This window comes from Alicyclobacillus suci, from assembly GCF_017329615.1.
GTDB lineage: Bacteria > Bacillota > Bacilli > Alicyclobacillales > Alicyclobacillaceae > Alicyclobacillus > Alicyclobacillus suci.
Window position 1 is genome coordinate 1 of record NZ_JAFMTW010000036.1, and the last position, 16,628, is coordinate 16,628.

Below are 16,628 nucleotides of genomic sequence, written 5' to 3' on the forward strand. Positions count from 1 at the left end.
AAGAGGTTACGGCTTCTTTTTTGGCTCATACTCGATGAACTCTTCGGAACGGATTTCGACATAAGCAAGGTTGTTGCATAGATCATTCAGCAGCCCCTAAATATCGTATCTGCGTGGTGGGCGGAAGAAGCGAGACAGTATGGTGGGATTTTTACGGAACATGATGAACGCTACGACCGTACGCGTGAATTTGTCGAGGTGTTAAAAGGGCTGTGGTCCGCGCCATCGTTCACATATCATGGAAAGTATTACGACATTGTCGATACCAAACTCAGTCCGAAACCGGTTCAACGGCCGAATCCTATTCTTTACGCCGGCGGAGAGAGTGACAAGGGAAAAGATCTGATCACTTCACACTGTGATGCGTATGTCATGCATGGTGGGACGGTCGATGAAATTGATGCGAAAATCCAAGATATGACCAATCGGAGAGCGCAGAAGGGGTTGCCGCCCTTACAATCCTACGGGATGGCAGCGTATGTGATTTGCCGCGATACGGAGGAAGAAGCAAACATCGAATTGGCTCGCATTACGGATGTGAAAATGGGATCGGCGTATGACAGCTTTGACGATTTTGTATCGAAATCAGAATTGGAACAGAAATTACAGTTGTATGACTATTCGGTTTCCAACCGCGGACTGCGTCCGAACCTAATCGGCACACCAGATCAGATTGCTGCGCGAATCCTTCAGTATGAGGAAACAGGGCTCGATTTACTGTTGTTGCAATGTTCGCCTCAGCTTGAGGAGATGGAGCGATTTGCAAAACAGGTGATGCCACTAGTAGAAAAAAAGCGGGCCGCGATGGCACAGGCTTAATTTTTGCCGTGGGAGCCATGTGAGATTTATGAGGTCTATGTGAATCCGTGCGTGTACAGACCAAACGAGAACAAACATGTAAGACGGCGCAGACGTGCGCCGTCTTTTTGTAGGGTTGCCCTCCTAGTTGGCTATATCAATTTTCATCCGCTGGTGCACGTGGCGTGCGCGGGTCTGCTGCATTTGTTAAATTATTAAATGGGATTAATATCCTGAATAAATTGCTGAGCAGTCTCTGTTTGCATAAAAAAGTGGGAAGATTCCCATGATAGCAATGCTTCCAAGTGTCGCTTGACGAATAAGCTCGAATTGCTTAATGTTTTAATCAAACCTTAAATTCCATAGATTGTGATTTAATTTTCGAGAAATTCTTATGGTATAAGGTTTGGACTTTTACGAAAAACAGAGATGAATGGGGGCAATGGCATGACAGCAGCATGGAAGAAAGGTCTTGGAACCGTGGCTTCCATCGGTGTGATTGGCGCGCTGTTGGCCGGATGTGGCACGAACAGCACGACGGACAACGCAACCAATGGCGGGAATGCATCGACAAGTTCAGGAAAACCTGTAGAGGGTGGCAGTATCACTTTGGATGCGATACAGGCCGTTCCTGATCTAGATCCGGCTATTGCGTTTGATACCACGTCGGCCGAGGTCGATTATGCGGTTTATGAGCAATTAGTCACCTATGATAAAGGAAGCTACAATATTGTCGGCGATTTGGCGAAGAGCTGGGAAGTTTCCCAGGATGGTAAGACGTATACGTTCCACCTTCGGCCAGGTGTGAAATTCTCCAACGGGGATCCGCTCACTTCCAAAGACTTCGTATTCGAACTCGAGCGGTTGCTGGATAAGAACATGCAGCCCAAACCTTCCCCAGGTAGCCAGTTCTTCTTGAATATTACGGGTGCGCAAGCGTACTACGATGGACAAGCCAAGACCATCAGCGGTGTGTCCACGCCAGATGATCAGACGTTAGTCATTCATTTGGATAAGCCAGAGCAATTCTTCTTGAAAATTTTAGCGATGCCGTTCTTATCTGCCGTCGACCCGAAGTTCGTGAATCAAGTCGGCAATGCCGCGATGGATACCACGAAGGCGATGGGAACCGGACCGTTTATGTTAAAGACGAACAATCAAAGCAAGGTCGTCTTGGTCAAGAACCCACATTATTGGAAGAAAGATTCGAGCGGCAACCAACTTCCGTACCTTGACCAAATCACTATCAACATCAGTAACAACAGCCAGTTGAGCGCAATGCACTGGGAACAAGGTCAGACGGCGTTCATGAGTCCATGGCTCGAGGGTGGGGACGGTATTCCGAGTTCGCAATACCCAACCATTATGAACAACCCGAAATATAAAAATCTCGTGATGAAGCAGGATATGAACGCGGTCTTTTACTATGGTTTGAATACGAAACCAACGATTGATGGGAAACCGAATCCGCTGAGCAACGTCGACGTACGTCGTGCCATTGAGTATGGATTTGACGACAGCCAGATTGTCAAGTTGAACAATGGGGCGGTGAAGTCTTCAAATCAGCCGTTGCCCGATTCGTTGCCAGGTTACGTACAAAAACTTGATCCATCGGCTACATATACCACGGATGTGGCGAAAGCAAAACAACTTTTGGCGAAAGCTGGTTACTCGAAGGGTCTGACCATCGATTTGTGGAATGAGAATACAGACGCAGCCAAGAAAGAAGATCAGGCGTTCCAAGAGATGATGAAGAACATCGGTATTACGGTCAACTTGCATGAGGTGACCTGGAAGGACTTCCTGACAAAATCGATGTCTGGCGATGCCCAGGCCTTCGGAACTGGTTGGAATCAAGATTTCCCTGATGCGTCCGACTTCCTGAACACCTTGTTTAATTCGAGTCAGATTCCGCAAAACAACATGACGAACTACTCGAATCCGCAGGTAGATCAGTGGCTGAACCAGGCAGAATACTCGACGGACACGGCGCAACGCAACGAATTGTACGGGAAGGTTATCAACCAAGTGATGTCTGACGCCGTCATCGTTCCGCTGTACCAAAATGTCGGTTACTACTGTGTGCAGCCGTGGGTTCATGGCTTCTACACAAGTCCTGTGATGTATGATCCCTTGGCGACCATTTGGGTAGACCCGGGTCATTAATCGATGGTGTGTTCGGTTGCACACCGACATTGCATACAATCAGGGGTGGTTTCCGTGCGACGTCGTGTCGTTCGGTGGCCACCCTTTTTTCCAACTACGCTTGGAACTGAATCGGGTGGGTGCCAAACGTATTGGACCAGTCCTTGATAAATAATTGTGCAGCTAATTCGTGACCGTGTGCATTCGGATGCCAGCCATCGCCCATGTAGGGCTGGTATGCTTCGTGATGAGTCGAGAAGTATGATTTCATCTGGGAAAACACGTTAAAGATATAGACGTTCTGACTGTGAAAGCGCTTGGCGGTTGCCACCTCTGAATTGAACAGATGCGTTTGGGCAACGCGATAAGTTGTATAGGAAGCGGGTGACACGGGCGATGTCACCAAAATGACCGCAGCGTGGTGTTTTAGTGCGGTGTCAATCTGCCAGTACACTTCGTGCTGAATTTCTGGGAATGGTGTGTGTCGGGCGAGATCGTTCAAACCCCCCCAAGCGATGACCACGACGTTTGGTTGAACCGTATCCAGCCACTTTAAGTACGTCTTTCGTATACTGCGCACGGTGCTACCAGGAACAGCTTTGTCAATCACGGTAAAGTGGTTGTCGCTCAATAAGTTGAGTGCATGAAATGCTCGCCTCAGATAGCCACCTTGTGTGTGTGTATCTTTTTGACCCTGTGCAACCGATGCCCCGATGACGAGAACTCGTTCATCGGACGGTGTCGAGGTCCTATCAAATGCCTTTTTTGCGAACGCCTGTGCTGGGGCAGCGAGTATTGAGAGCGTACTGCAGATGGTGAATACGGCTGCGGATGTGCGGATGTTCATACGATTCCTTCCTTCAAATGGAAATCAAATTGTAGTATGGTTATATTTTCCTTACTTAGGCTTCCTCATTCATGCGTGTTCAAGTGTGACAAAATGTATTTGACACAAAATATCCAAAAATACCACTTGAAGTTGTATCTGTGCGCAGTATTATAAAGAATGCTGATGTTATTTCGTATGCAAACTTTTTGGTGTCCGAACAAATATGGACTTTCGTGTATTGGAGGTGCAATCACTGCAGAATTCTGAACATCGTTTGCAAGGTCTCAAAGTTGATCAGATTATTCGTTCTTTCCGGCAAGTAGACCGTGCGATGGGGCAGTTGATGCGCAAACAAGGTGATAGGCTTGGTCTCACGCCCGTGCAGATGATGGTGCTGCATGTTTTGTACGAGGAACCGGATTTATCGCTTAATGAGTTGTCAGAGCGTCTGGAACTCGGGTGTAGCACGATGAGCGGCGTGGTCAAACGCATGGTTGAGGCAGGAATACTTCAGCGTGAACGGTTGGAGCAAGACCAGCGCACCATCGCGGTCAGGCTGTCCGAGCGTGGGCGCGCGCTGCAACAGCAGGCGTTTGGCGAGCAGTCGATGCTGACTGTGGCGCTTGGTGGCTTGCGGGATATGCCTGCGGAGCAGATTGACATCATGCTGAGCATTCATCGGACGTTGATAGAAATTTTAAAGAGAGAGGGAGAAAAAGAGGAGAATGAGTAATGCGCGAACAGGAACACCTAATGCACTGCCGGTTGCTCCAATATTCGGCGTCATGATTGCCGGTGCCTTCATCGCTTTTCTCAATCAAACGCTCATTAATGTCGCTTTGCCGCAGATGATGGACTATCTTCATATCACGGCGACGACCGGCGACTGGTTGACCACCATTTATATGTTAGTGAACGGCGTCGTGATTCCGATTACGGCGTTTTTGATGGAGCGGTTTACCACTCGGCAATTGTATATTACCTCGATGTCGTTATTTGCTTTAGGGACGCTGGTCTGTGCGATTGGGCCAAACTTTTCGCTGATTCTCGTGGGCCGTGTCATTCAGGCAGGCGGCGCCGGAATTCTCATGCCACTTTTGACCAACGTCATTTTCACGTTGTTCCCACCCGAACGGCGTGGTGGTGCAATGGGGATTCTTGGTATTGCCCTGAACTTTGCGCCGGCAATTGGGCCGACGCTGTCCGGCTGGATTGTCGAGCACCACTCGTGGCGTCTGTTGTTTTTCATCATTTTGCCGATTGCCATTGCAGACATTATCGTTTCTATCTTCGTGCTTAAGAACGTAACAGAGACCAAACGGCCCAAACTGGATTCCTTCGGGGTCGCGTTGTCGACTATTGGGTTTGGCGGCATTCTTTATGGTTTTAGCGTGGCTGGTAGCAATGGGTGGGGGAGTATCGACGTCATCGTCAGCTTCATCGTCGGCGGTGTCAGCCTGATTTTCTTCGTTTGGCGGCAACTGGTCGTCGACCACCCTATTTTGGAGTTCCGGATTTTTCGCTATCCCATGTTTACACTGACGACGCTAATCAACGTGATTGTGACTATGGCGTTGTACGCAGGCATGATTTTGATGCCGTTGTACATGCAGGATGTACGGGGGTTCTCGCCGCTCTTGTCCGGTCTGATGCTATTGCCGGGCGGCGTCGTGATGGGGGTGATGTCTCCGATTACCGGAAAACTGTATGATCGCTTTGGTGCGCGTTGGCTCGCGGCCTTCGGTTTGGCGGTCACTGCGGTCACCACGTTTTTCCTGGCACGGTTGCAATTGGACACAACGTACCTGCACACCACGATTATCTATACGATTCGGATGTTTGGGATGTCCATTTTGATGATGCCCATTATGACAGCAGGGTTGAACCAATTGCCACTTCATCTGAATCGTTATGGCACCGCGTTGTTAAATACCTTGCGTATGGTAAGCGGCGCGGTCGGCATGGCATTTTTGGTGACGATTATGTCGAACCGGGCGACGATGCATATCAAGGACTTGATGGCACAAGGGCACGTCTCGCCAGCTGATAAGGCGAAAGTGGCACTGGTGACCGGTCAAGGGACTGTGATGGGCATCAATGATGCATTTCTTGTCGCTACGGGTTTTGCTGTTGCTGCGTTTATTCTGTCGTTGTTTATTCGCCGTACCACGCCCATGGAGGACATCATCACCAACAGGCGGAAGAACAAGAAGCCACGGAATAAGGCTGGATCAAATCGAGCAGGCCAATTAGTACTTGAGGATTAAGAAACTTGAGGATGAAAGCTGACCTGCCAAAACAAGCCGTTTGGTTTGTTCTGGCAGGTTGATTGTTGTGAAACGATGGTTGCATTTGTCATGTGAGTTATGTATAATCTTGTTCGTTGAGCAATTGAACGTCTCGTATGCGGTCGTGGCGGAATTGGCAGACGCGCAAGATTCAGGTTCTTGTGGGGGCAACCCCGTGGAGGTTCAAGTCCTCTCGACCGCACCATAGCAGGACGGCTTGTCTGTGCCTTTGCACAGACAAGCCGTTTTTGCGTTTGTTTGCCCAAAGGGATTTGAAACTGTTTCATCAGAATATACACGAGATTTCGGAAGTTCTAAATAATATGTTAGGAAGGTTTACGAAAGATGTGTGGTCGTAGATTCGCTATCTGTTATTTTGGCTGGATATGCGCGGCTTTTGATACATATATACGCTATAGGCGCGTCAAACTGCGAACGTTTGCAGATGGGATGGAAGATTTCCTGATATCGACTTATAATAGAAAAAACCGTTTGATCTACGAGCTGATGGCTCGCAATGTACACTGTTAGAGAAATAGAGGAGGCGGTCACCCTTGAAGTTCACGAAAATGCAGGCATTAGGAAACAATTACGTCTATGTGTCTTTATTTGAGACAAAGTTGCCTGATGTCTCGCTTCCAGAACTCTCAACCATTGTCAGCGACGTTCGTCGTGGAATTGGATCGGACGGTTTGATTTTGATACAAGACAGTCGTGTAGCAGATGTGGGTATGCGGATTTTTAATGCAGATGGTTCAGAAGCAGAGTCTTGTGGGAATGGATTGCGTTGTGTCGCGAAGTATGTGTATGAGCACCGATTGGTTCACACGTCAGTTTTCAGTATTGAAACAAAGGCTGGCGTCGTTGAGGCACAAGTGCACGTTCGTCCGGATGGAACTGTCAAACAGGTGACCGTAGACATGGGGGATGCCAAGTTCGGGGTAGATAGTATCCGCTATACTGGAAGTCATGCCGTTGGCGGCGATGACGTGGTTGTCCATGTCGACGATACAGAGTTGAGGGGGACCGTCGTCAACGTGGGCAATCCGCACTTTGTGACGTTGGTCGACCGAGTCGACGACAAGTACGTCGAGCAGATGGGGCCGCGGATTGAATCGCATCCAGATTTTCCGGACCGCATCAATGCCGAATTTGTGTCGGTGATTAACCGCAGTGAAATTGACTTTCGTGTGTATGAGCGCGGCTCAGGAGTTACCTTCGCCTGTGGTACCGGCGCGTGCGCTGGTGTGGCGGCGCTTGCTCGCAAGGGCTTGGTGGACAATCGGGTGACGGTGCACCTTTTGGGCGGCGATTTAGACATAGAACTTCGCGAAGATGGCCATATTCTGATGACGGGTGAAGCAGTGACGGTAGCAGAGGGAACCTTTATGTGGCCGACGGCTGAACCCGCTTTCTTGCCACTGTAAGCCTCTGGCGATAGAACGCACGCGTGGCCAGGCGGTCATCATCCGGCCCAGCCACGCGCGATGGTTCTGTTGACCACCCTATTTTTAGCGATACATTTGATTATAGGGCCACTAAGCTGACCCCTGCGAGGATAATCGCGACCCCGACCCAGCGCAACGGCGGGATGTGCTCGTGGAAGACCACAATCGAGACCACGATGGCGAGTACATACGCTAGACTTTGCAGCGGGTAGAGCAGACTCAGCGACAGCTTGTTCAAGAGAAAAATCCAAATGACGGTCGCCACGACATAGAGGACAATGCCACCAATAATCCACGGCGAGAACATGGCGACGATGACACTTTTTAAATCCGTCAGGTTTTTGTCGCGAAGCCCGTACTTCCACAAAGTTTGCCCGCCAACCAACAACACGACGTTCGATAGCACCATGATTGCGTATAACAACGAAAACCTTCCTTTAGACCGATGTCCCTCGCGGAGCGCTTGCTTAGCCACGATAGCCACTCTGCATTAGTTCGTATTGATCCCGATGGTTGCGGACAATCGTATCGAGAATGAAGCCGCAGGTGAGCGCGTTGGTCGCGAGCACCATAAATCCGACTGCCAGGATGGCAGAAGGCATCTTCGCAATGCGGCCACTGGCAAAAAACTCGGTAATCACCGGAATACCGACGATAAGGCCGAGGATAAACAGAATCAACGCAATGATGCTGAAGAACGCAAGCGGTTTGTAGTCTTTAAAAATCCAAAAGACCGTTTTTAGGACGCGAAGCCCATCGCTGAACGTGTTCAATTTCGACTCGCTGCCCGGTGGTCTGTCCCGATACGTGATTGGAATCTCGACAATGCGGAACCGCTTGTCCAGCGCGTGTAGAGTCATTTCCGTTTCGATTTCAAACCCTTCGCTCTTGATTGGCATCGTTTTCGCGAATCGCCGATTGAACACGCGGTAACCCGTCATAATGTCTCGCAAGCCACTGTGGAACAACCGGTTGATGAGACCTTTTACGAAGTGGTTGCCGAAATTGTGAAACGGGCGCTTGTTTTCATGCTCGTACGATCCGTCCGAGTGTCTGTCCCCAATAACCATGTCTGCCTCTTCGGCGAGTACAGGTTGAATCAATTCGTGGACAAATTCGGCCGGGTACGTGTCATCTCCGTCCGCCATCACGTAAATGTCCGCGTCGATGTCGCGAAACATCGAGCGAACGACGTTGCCCTTGCCTTGCCGGATTTCTTTGCGGACGATTGCACCCGCTTCACGAGCGATTTCTGCGGTGCGGTCCTTGGAATTATTGTCATATACATAAATCGTTGCATCAGGCAGCTCGCGCCGAAAGTCGGCGACTACCTTACCAATGGTCAGTTCCTCGTTGTAACAAGGAAGCAATACTGCGATACGCATGGAAAGCCGTCCTCCACCTTCTTGAATCCCTCACACAGGATACCACGCTTCAAGCGTTGATAACAGGTTTTCGTCGGTTCTTGATAAGGTTTGTCAGCCAAATGACAAAGTACATGACGCCGACAAACAAATAGGGCATCACCGGGTACACATAGCGGTTAATCGGGATAAACGGTAATTGAACGACGATGAGAAACAGCACTAACGCCGATAGCCATCGCAAGTAGGGTTTCCAAATGCCCAGTATTAAGCCGATAACGCCCGCAATTACCCAGACAAGGTGTGCTTGTGCAAAGTAGTAGGTCACCTTCGTGAGCATGTCGGCGTGAACGCCAGGATGCGCGGAAAACCAGGGCGTGCCAAACAAGAGGCCGAGTTTGTCCACGGTGTACCACTTCAGGTAGATGAAGGGCTCGTGTGTGAACCCTTGAATGATGCGGTGGATGGCGAGTTGTTCTTGTTGTGTCGGAGACAGGCCGTCTGCCAGGTGCGTATCCTGCTCGAAGTTTGGATCCGAGCCAAACAACAGGGGATTCCCCATATCTGTATCTGTGAGAATAAACTGATGCATGGTTACGACATTGCGTATCCACCACGGTAGCATACAGAGGATGAACGTCCCCAGATACCCTGCCCAGTTGCGCAGGAATTGGACGATTTTTACTCGGTATTCCCGACTGAACAGTAAAAGGAGCGGTGCAAACACGAGCGGGAGGACGGTTGGGCGCACGAGTGTCGTGATGCCTAAGGTAGCGCCAGCCAAGACGTAGTACCAAAACGTCATCTTTCTCAGTGCAATGAGAAATGTCCAGGTGAATGCCAGAAGCGTAGTCACGTACAATGTCTCCGTCAAGAGTTGGTCGGCCGCCCAGTTCACTGGTGGATAAATCATCCACAGTACTGCACCGACCACACTGGCCCAGTTTGGCAAGATGTAACGCATGATGCGATACAATAAATAGACCTGTCCAACAATGAGGAGGTGCTGGAAGGATTGGACGACGTGCATTTCGATTTGGTGGTGAAATGAAGTCAGATGGGTCAGCGCGTATGCGAACGCCAAAAAGAACGGATAGCCTGGTGTCACTTGTGCGGCAGGGCCGTAGCTCCAGTAGCTGTATACGTGTTTGAGGAGAAGCAGGGTAGCAGAATGGTCATAGTACACTGCATCTCCGAACAGGTTCACGTGTATCTTCCACGCACGCGATATGAAATATAGTTGAAAAACGAGCGCCACGGCGACAAGGATGACATCTGTCAGCCACGCTCGGCGATGCTTTGGCTGTGCGTTCAAGTGTAGTTACCCTCCTGCGACTCGCGTATGAAATACATCATTTGAAAGTCTGGAGCCAAGGCCTGGCAATCCACCTCACCCAGTTCCACAAGGCGTGCGAGGTGCGCCTGAATCGTACGCTTGGCGACGTGTTTGGCGTTTCCGAGATTGCGGTGTGCGTAAATCAGGTCGACCAGTTGGTCGGCGGTCTTTTTGCCATCGGCCAACCAGTTGTAAATTTCCCGCTCGCGCGCAAGGCGATGTAGGCGCAGTGCGCGGCTTGCCGCTTGCGGTGAAGGGATGACTGGACCGTGACCCGGCAGGGCCAGGATGGCTTGACTTGTTTCAATGTGATGGAGCGCTTGATAGTAATCATTCATGTGGCCGTCAGGCGGTCCAATCCAGACGGTTCCGGAGCCTGCCATGTGGTCGCCCACGAGTAACAGCCGATGCGGTCGGATGAACAGGTGCAAATGGCCATGTGTGTGACCTGGTCTGTGTTCGACTCGGATGTCGAGATGGCCGAGCGACAGCGTGTCCGGTGGAGCGAGCAGGTCGTTTGGTGAACATTGCATTGCATCGGCGGCCCCGGCGTGATCGAGCGGGTGGACGTACACCGGCCCGGGGAATCGTGCCTGTAGCGCTGGAATGCCACCAGTGTGGTCGGCGTGGTAGTGGGTCGCGACGTAGGCTGCGACTTGTTGGATGCCAAATTGCTTGAGACAGTCGGCCAACTGTTCAATATCCGCACTGCTGGCGCTGCCGCAGTCGACGACGATGGCCGCGTCTTGGTGGTGGATGACATACACGTTCGTCGAAGCGAGTGGCTCGAGCGTATGGGTGGGTAATTCGATACGCAGCACGTGCTCGCATAGCGTTTCGGTATGTAGTGTGCCTGTCACGAAACCACTTCCTTCTCGCGTTCCAAATTCATGTTAAGAGTTTCGGCCGGGATGGTCAATTTCTTTCGCTTTTGCACCTGTGTCAAAGTTCCCACATATCCATATTCGGAAGACATGTAATGGGGGAGTTTTGCAAAATGTCAGGCACTGGTCATCCCGTGTGGGGAAGTGCGCTGCAGGCACTTCGACGATCACTATATGCGCAACAGGTATATTCATCGATGCTCAGAGAGTGGGAAACCGCAGGGATTGTCGACGAATCGGCACTGGCGCCACTACGGCACTGGACGGAGGTGTCGACGGTTTGTCGCGTCGAAGCATTGGGACATTGTATTCGACTCCACTTTCTGAAGCCGGACGGCGAGGCAGAAGGAGAGCGGTTGACCACCGATTTGGTCAGTTTACTATACAAAGCGAGGCGCGCAGACGCGAAGGCAACGCGCGAATTAGAAACGCTGCTCTTGGCTCGCCACGTTCCAGAGCCGTGGTCGGCACCCGTGCAAACGTGGCACGCGCAGCGGCGGGTTTGGTTGAAGGCGAGCTTGGCAGCCGTCAAAGCGCGCGTGTCGCCCGAAGTGTACGAGCGGGGCAAGGCGATGCGCAGTTGATGCGCAGTTGATGTCGGCGGTGCCTGTCTGTGGCGGCACCGCCAATTGACGCTTCCAGGCGTACCTTTTCAGCGCGTGGTAGACTGTGGAGTGTGCGGACGGGCTCTCCGTCCATTCGACATAGCGGAGGTTACATTCCATGAAAAACCAGTTTAAATTGGCCTTACTCGATCTCGACGGCACCTTATGGCGCGACGGACAGGTGATTCCGGGCGCACCGGCGTTCGTCGAGCGATTGCGTGAACAAGGTACGCAACCTGTGTTCTTTACCAATAATTCCTCCAGGACGCCCGCGGAAGTGGTCACTGCGCTTGAACGCTGCGGCATCGCGGCGCATTCAGAAGAAGTGTGCACGTCTGCGCAGGCAGCGGCGCACGCGTTGATTGCGCGGATTCCAGCGGGATCGACTGTGGCTTACATCGGCCTAAATGGGCTCGAAGAGGCGCTTCGCGCGGCGGGGTTTACGCCGGCACGCGCACAAGGCGGCAATCTTCACGGCGTATCGCCCGATGCTGCGGCGGCGGCCGTGATTGGGATGGACCAGAATGTGACCTATCACGATCTCGCCATCATCACGCGCATTGCCTATCGCCTGGGCTGGTTCGTGTTGACCAATTCCGATGCGCGCTATCCGGTTGCAGATGGGACGTTTATCCCTGGCAACGGGTCGCTTGGGGCATTGGTCGAATATGCCTCGGGTGTTCGACCGATTGTCACCGGTAAACCGGATCGCTCGTTTGTCGAATTTGCCCTTCAGCGTTACGGCGTAAAGAAAGAAGAGGCCGTTATCATTGGCGACAATATTTATACGGACGTACTGGCCGGCGCACAAACGGGTGTCAAAACGATTCACGTGTTAAGCGGCGTTTCGTTTCCCGATGCGACGGATTTGCCCCAGGCTGATGAAACGGTCGAATCGGTTGCAAATATCTTTCGACAAACGCGCTAAAAATCGCGATAAATGGCGTCGCGGCGGCGTTTTTCTGGTTCTATGACGGCTCTTGTCAATCGTACATATAGTGGGTATAATGCAAAACGTGCATATGAAACACCACATCTGTGGTGTATCTGGCACGCCGAATAGATTCTCGCGAGATGAGGGAGTTTCCATGAAGTGTCCATACTGCGACGCGGAAAATACACGAGTCGTAGAATCTCGTCCGGGTGATGATGGGACAACCATTCGCCGCCGTCGCGAGTGTGTCAACGAAGCGTGCGGTCGGCGTTTTACTACATATGAGCGACTGGAACAGCGCCCGTTGATGGTCGTGAAAAAGGACATGGAACGCGAAGAATTCGCGCGAGAAAAAATCTATCGCGGATTGATGCGGGCTTGTGAGAAACGACCTATCTCAGTCGAACAAATCGAAGCGGTGTGCAGCGAAATTGAACGATCTTTGCGGATGGAGTACGAACGCGAAGTCCCTTCTTCGGTCATCGGCGAGCGCGTCATGGATGCGCTCAAACAGTTGGATGGGGTGGCTTATGTGCGGTTTGCCAGCGTCTATCGCGAGTTCCGCGACGTCGAGACGCTCGCAAAAGAAGTGCTGTCACTTTTAGGGGAAAAGCGTTAAATCGAACTCGTCGTCGGCATTTGTTGTTGACGGATGAATATGCATGAGCGGAGGATGCCGACATGGCAAGTGTTACGGGAGATCATATGTTGCAATTTACGGCAGAAGACATCCTCAATGCGACTGGTGAAAAGATTGTCGCGGACAGGTATTTGCAAAAAGATGTAAAGAAGGAAACGCTCGCGGTTGGGTCACTCGTCGTCGCCGTTCTGGACAAAAAGCGGGCGTACCACGAATTGGCCCGGGTCAAAGACATTGACGAAGCTGCTGGCACGGTGACTGTCGAGTTGCGCGATGGCGCACAAGAGGTTTTGCCGGTGCAACAGGTGGACGTGCTCTTGGAGACGAGTCCGCGCCAGATGTGGAAGCGCGTTGCGGCAGGTGCTGCGGCGGTCACGAATGATCCGGCGCGTTGGCAGGAAGCTTTTTACGACTTACAAAGTCATTGGCGCTACGTGCCAGGGGGTCGTATTAACGCGTCCATGGGCACGGGTATGCAGACGACTAGCTACAACTGCTTCGTCATTCCGAGCGTCGGCCCAAATCTGCGGGATTATGCAGAGTCGTTCGGCCAGACACTGGAGATTCAGGCGCGCAGCGGTGGCGTCGGGATGAACCTCTCGCGCATCCCACCACAAGGCACGCTCGTGCCTGTGTCGGAACGCTCGCGCAAGCTCGACTTGTGCCTCGTGCTCGACGTGTGGCATGCGGATATGGATGACTTTTTAGAGGCGGAATACCCGCACAGCACGAAGGTCGTTCGCATCAGCAGCGCCTTTTTGCGCGCCGTGGAAGAAGATGCGCCGTGGACGTTTGTCTTCCCGGACACGTCTGTCGAGGGGTACGACGATTTGTGGAACGGCCGCATTGAAGATTGGCAGGCGGCGGGGCGCCCTGTGGTCGAGTCCGAATCGGTCTCTGCCAAGGAGCTCTACGACCGGATTCTCGCAAGTGACGTCAAGGTGATGCCGGAGCTCGTTGGACCTGTCTTGTACCCTGGGGATCAGCGTAGTACCATCGCGTCGACACTCGGCGACATGTGGGAATTGATGAAGGATGGGAAGCGCGTCAGCGTGGTCTTGTCGTCACTGCGTCCGCGTTACAGTTATGTGCGCGGTGTCAATGGCCGCAGTTCGGGCGCCTACTCCTGGGGGCAGTTGTACGACAAAGGCAATCAAGTGTTTGGTGATGGGTTCGGTCCAGTTGGCGTTGGCGAGATTATGAGCGTCGGCTGCCAATTGACGTTACAAGGCGGCTCCCGCCGCGGCGCATTGATGCTGATTTTGAACGACCGCCACGCCGATATTCTCAAGTTCATCCGGGCGAAACAAGTCGATGGCGTGATTACAGGGGCGAACATCAGCGTCGGTATTTCGGAGCGCTTTATGGAAGCCAAAGAAGCCGACGAACCATGGGAAATCGGCTATGTGTCGAACAGTGAGATGGCCGAGTTTGACGGCAATTTTGACACCTGGATTGCGGCGGGTCGCGCTGTCCAGACGACGCAGACTTTATCAGCTCGTGCATTGTGGGATGAGTTGTGCACGTCTGCCTGGAAGTCGGCAGAACCAGGTGTCGTTTTCCTCGGACGCGCCAATCGGATGAGCAACTCCTGGTATTTTAATCCGCTGGTGGCAACCAATCCGTGTGGTGAGCAGCCACTGCCAGCCAACGGTATTTGTAACCTCGGTGCGGTTGTATTGGCTCGCTTCGCCAATGGTTTTCGCGATAGCGGCGTGCGAACGGAATTCGCAGATAAGGACAAGGAAGCCTATATCCGCGCGCTTTTGCAGAAACACTTCTCCGATGAGGAAACGGAGTTTTTGTTGCACCACATTCGCTGGGAAGAACTCGAGCGCACCACGCGCAGCGGCATTCGCTTTCAGGATGCGGTCATCGACGCGACGTATTATCCGTTTGAGGCGAACCGCGAGAACCAGATGTTGGAGCGCCGTGTCGGCCTAGGTATCATGGGTCTGCACGACCTCTTGCTTTACTGCGGGATTCGCTATGGGTCGGAACAGTCGGTCAAGCTGATTGACGCGTTAATCGGCATGATGGCCGAGTGGGCGTATCTCGAATCGGTGGAATTGGCAAAGGAGAACGGTCCGTTCCCACGCTTTGAGGCCGACAAGTTCCTGCAATCCGGCTTCATGCAGCAGATGGCGGCGGAACGCCCGCACGTCGTCGAAGCGATTCGCGAGCATGGCGTTCGCAATGTGACAACCATGACCATTGCGCCGACAGGCACCACAGGCACGATGGTAGGTTGCTCGACCGGCTGTGAGCCGTACTATGCCTGGACGTATTTCCGCAACTCTCGTCTTGGCATGTTTGAAGAGCACGCAGCGATTGTTGATGAATACTTGAAAGCACATGGCGAGGACGCTTCGCTGCCGGACTATTTCGTGACGGCGATGGATTTGAGCCCAGAGGAACACGTTCGGGTTCAGGGCGCATTGCAAAAGTGGATTGACAGTTCGATTTCAAAGACCTGTAACGCACCGAACTCGTACACGGTGGAGGATACGAAACAACTGTATGATCTCGCCTACGCCCTCGGTTGCAAAGGCATTACGATTTACCGCGACGGCTCTCGTTCCGAGCAGGTGCTCTCGCTCAAGCAAGACGACGAGAACGGAACCGGGTCAGGGACGCAGTCGTCACAAGCACAAGAGTCTCACGCTGTCGCAGCGACGGTCACCCAGGCACCGAGTGTTCAGGGTTATGTCAAGCGCAAGCGCCCAGATGTGCTCTACGGTGCGACGTACCGCAAGGACACGCCGCTCGGACGCGCGTTTATCACAATCAATGACGATCCCGACGAGCACGTAGCGACGGAAATCTTCGTGAACATCGGTAAGGCGGGGACGGACGTCTATGCGGCAAACGAGGCCTTGGGTCGTGCCATCACGCTGTATCTTCGGGATTCGGCGAACCCGAACAAGGAAGCTGAGCTGGTCAAGCACTTCTCGGGGATTGGTGGGTCGAGTGCGGTAGGCTTTGGCAGCCGACGCATTACGTCGGTTCCGGACGCGATTGCGAAGTCTATCATTGAGCACGCGGAGACGTTCCCGATGCGGCAAGCTGCGTATGAGCAGTGGGCGAGCGGACAAGAGACGGTGACGGCAGAGTCGACCTCGTCTACCGCTCCTACCGTTCAACCGGAGGTTGGAAAAACGTTGCGCGCATACTCTGTCGAGAAAGACTTGTGTCCGAATTGTCACCAGAACTCTCTCGTGCACACCGGCGGTTGCTACGAGTGCGAAGCCTGTGGCTACAGTAAGTGCTGAGGTTGGTATAGGGTAGGTTCAATAAAGGTGTGAAAGAGGCGCGGCTTGTCTTCTAAGGCAACCGTGCCTCTTTTGTTTGTGCATA

The 16,628-nt window shown here is 52.4% G+C and carries 13 protein-coding genes, 1 tRNA gene and 1 pseudogene; 10 read left to right on the forward strand and 5 right to left on the reverse strand.

All coding sequences use genetic code 11. The features are described 5' to 3' along the window. Positions 1-96: 96 nt before the first annotated feature. Positions 97-819 (forward strand): annotated as a pseudogene (locus J3482_RS14955) (LLM class flavin-dependent oxidoreductase); the annotation flags it as partial. A 426-nt stretch (positions 820-1,245) separates the two neighbouring features. Beyond that, the gene (locus J3482_RS14960) at positions 1,246-2,964 is read left to right on the forward strand and encodes an ABC transporter substrate-binding protein (protein ID WP_188332325.1); all 1,719 of its coding nucleotides are present in this window, start codon (positions 1,246-1,248) and stop codon (positions 2,962-2,964) included. Positions 2,965-3,058: 94 nt separating this feature from the next. Here the strand turns inward: J3482_RS14960 and J3482_RS14965 are convergent, their stop codons facing one another. After that, positions 3,059-3,790: an SGNH/GDSL hydrolase family protein gene (locus J3482_RS14965; RefSeq protein ID WP_146824102.1), complete on the reverse strand. Its 732-nt coding sequence runs from the start codon at positions 3,788-3,790 to the stop codon at positions 3,059-3,061. Between the two features lie 205 nt (positions 3,791-3,995). Between J3482_RS14965 and J3482_RS14970 the strand changes: the two genes are divergently transcribed. The 4 genes from J3482_RS14970 to dapF all read left to right on the forward strand — a co-directional run bounded on the left by J3482_RS14970 (position 3,996) and on the right by dapF (position 7,487). Beyond that, positions 3,996-4,505 carry a MarR family winged helix-turn-helix transcriptional regulator gene (locus J3482_RS14970; RefSeq protein ID WP_146824101.1) on the forward strand — a complete coding sequence of 170 codons (510 nt, stop codon included), beginning with the start codon at positions 3,996-3,998 and terminating at the stop codon, positions 4,503-4,505. Then, positions 4,498-6,039: a DHA2 family efflux MFS transporter permease subunit gene (locus J3482_RS14975; RefSeq protein WP_146824100.1), complete on the forward strand. Its 1,542-nt coding sequence runs from the start codon at positions 4,498-4,500 to the stop codon at positions 6,037-6,039. The genes J3482_RS14970 and J3482_RS14975 overlap by 8 nt, the downstream gene beginning before the upstream one ends. Before the next feature lie 139 nt (positions 6,040-6,178). Beyond that, positions 6,179-6,265: transfer RNA gene (locus tag J3482_RS14980), tRNA-Leu, on the forward strand. A gap of 349 nt (positions 6,266-6,614) precedes the next feature. Then, entirely contained in the window at positions 6,615-7,487 is an 873-nt protein-coding gene (dapF, locus tag J3482_RS14985; RefSeq protein ID WP_146824099.1) for a diaminopimelate epimerase, read from the forward strand. Positions 7,488-7,587: 100 nt separating this feature from the next. On the opposite strand, the gene J3482_RS14990 is transcribed toward dapF, so the two are convergent. From J3482_RS14990 to J3482_RS15005, 4 genes are read right to left on the reverse strand one after another with little or no spacing between them, the layout of a single operon-like run. Further along, positions 7,588-7,932 carry an EamA family transporter gene (locus J3482_RS14990; protein WP_021295126.1) on the reverse strand — a complete coding sequence of 115 codons (345 nt, stop codon included), beginning with the start codon at positions 7,930-7,932 and terminating at the stop codon, positions 7,588-7,590. 43 nt (positions 7,933-7,975) lie between these two features. Then, the gene (locus J3482_RS14995) at positions 7,976-8,893 is read right to left on the reverse strand and encodes a glycosyltransferase family 2 protein (RefSeq protein ID WP_146824098.1); all 918 of its coding nucleotides are present in this window, start codon (positions 8,891-8,893) and stop codon (positions 7,976-7,978) included. A 49-nt stretch (positions 8,894-8,942) separates the two neighbouring features. Further along, on the reverse strand, positions 8,943-10,187 hold the full coding sequence (locus J3482_RS15000; protein ID WP_223204235.1) for a glycosyltransferase family 39 protein: 1,245 nt from the start codon (positions 10,185-10,187) through the stop codon (positions 8,943-8,945). After that, on the reverse strand, positions 10,184-11,068 hold the full coding sequence (locus J3482_RS15005; protein WP_146824097.1) for an MBL fold metallo-hydrolase: 885 nt from the start codon (positions 11,066-11,068) through the stop codon (positions 10,184-10,186). Before J3482_RS15005 ends, J3482_RS15000 begins: the two co-directional genes overlap by 4 nt. 137 nt (positions 11,069-11,205) lie before the next feature. Here J3482_RS15005 and J3482_RS15010 point away from each other — a divergent pair, with 137 nt between their 5' ends. The 4 genes from J3482_RS15010 to J3482_RS15025 all read left to right on the forward strand — a co-directional run bounded on the left by J3482_RS15010 (position 11,206) and on the right by J3482_RS15025 (position 16,543). After that, complete coding sequence (locus tag J3482_RS15010; protein WP_146824096.1) at positions 11,206-11,676, forward strand: hypothetical protein; 471 nt, start codon at positions 11,206-11,208, stop codon at positions 11,674-11,676. Between the two features lie 139 nt (positions 11,677-11,815). After that, positions 11,816-12,625, forward strand: a complete 810-nt coding sequence (locus J3482_RS15015) for an HAD-IIA family hydrolase (protein ID WP_206922630.1) — start codon at positions 11,816-11,818, stop codon at positions 12,623-12,625. Between the two features lie 160 nt (positions 12,626-12,785). After that, on the forward strand, positions 12,786-13,250 hold the full coding sequence (gene nrdR, locus J3482_RS15020; protein ID WP_146824094.1) for a transcriptional regulator NrdR: 465 nt from the start codon (positions 12,786-12,788) through the stop codon (positions 13,248-13,250). 62 nt (positions 13,251-13,312) lie between these two features. Beyond that, entirely contained in the window at positions 13,313-16,543 is a 3,231-nt protein-coding gene (locus J3482_RS15025) for an adenosylcobalamin-dependent ribonucleoside-diphosphate reductase (RefSeq protein ID WP_206922631.1), read from the forward strand. Positions 16,544-16,628 lie beyond the last annotated feature (85 nt).

Excerpts from the sequence above, each read along its gene's own strand:
- J3482_RS14960 (WP_188332325.1), top strand. The coding sequence starts at position 1,246 with ATGACAGCAGCATGGAAGAAAGGTCTTGGAACCGTGGCTTCCATCGGT.
- J3482_RS14965 (WP_146824102.1), bottom strand. The coding sequence starts at position 3,790 with ATGAACATCCGCACATCCGCAGCCGTATTCACCATCTGCAGTACGCTC.
- J3482_RS14970 (WP_146824101.1), top strand. The coding sequence starts at position 3,996 with ATGGACTTTCGTGTATTGGAGGTGCAATCACTGCAGAATTCTGAACAT.
- J3482_RS14975 (WP_146824100.1), top strand. The coding sequence starts at position 4,498 with ATGAGTAATGCGCGAACAGGAACACCTAATGCACTGCCGGTTGCTCCA.
- J3482_RS14995 (WP_146824098.1), bottom strand. The coding sequence starts at position 8,893 with ATGCGTATCGCAGTATTGCTTCCTTGTTACAACGAGGAACTGACCATT.
- J3482_RS15010 (WP_146824096.1), top strand. The coding sequence starts at position 11,206 with ATGTCAGGCACTGGTCATCCCGTGTGGGGAAGTGCGCTGCAGGCACTT.
- J3482_RS15015 (WP_206922630.1), top strand. The coding sequence starts at position 11,816 with ATGAAAAACCAGTTTAAATTGGCCTTACTCGATCTCGACGGCACCTTA.
- nrdR (WP_146824094.1), top strand. The coding sequence starts at position 12,786 with ATGAAGTGTCCATACTGCGACGCGGAAAATACACGAGTCGTAGAATCT.
- J3482_RS15025 (WP_206922631.1), top strand. The coding sequence starts at position 13,313 with ATGGCAAGTGTTACGGGAGATCATATGTTGCAATTTACGGCAGAAGAC.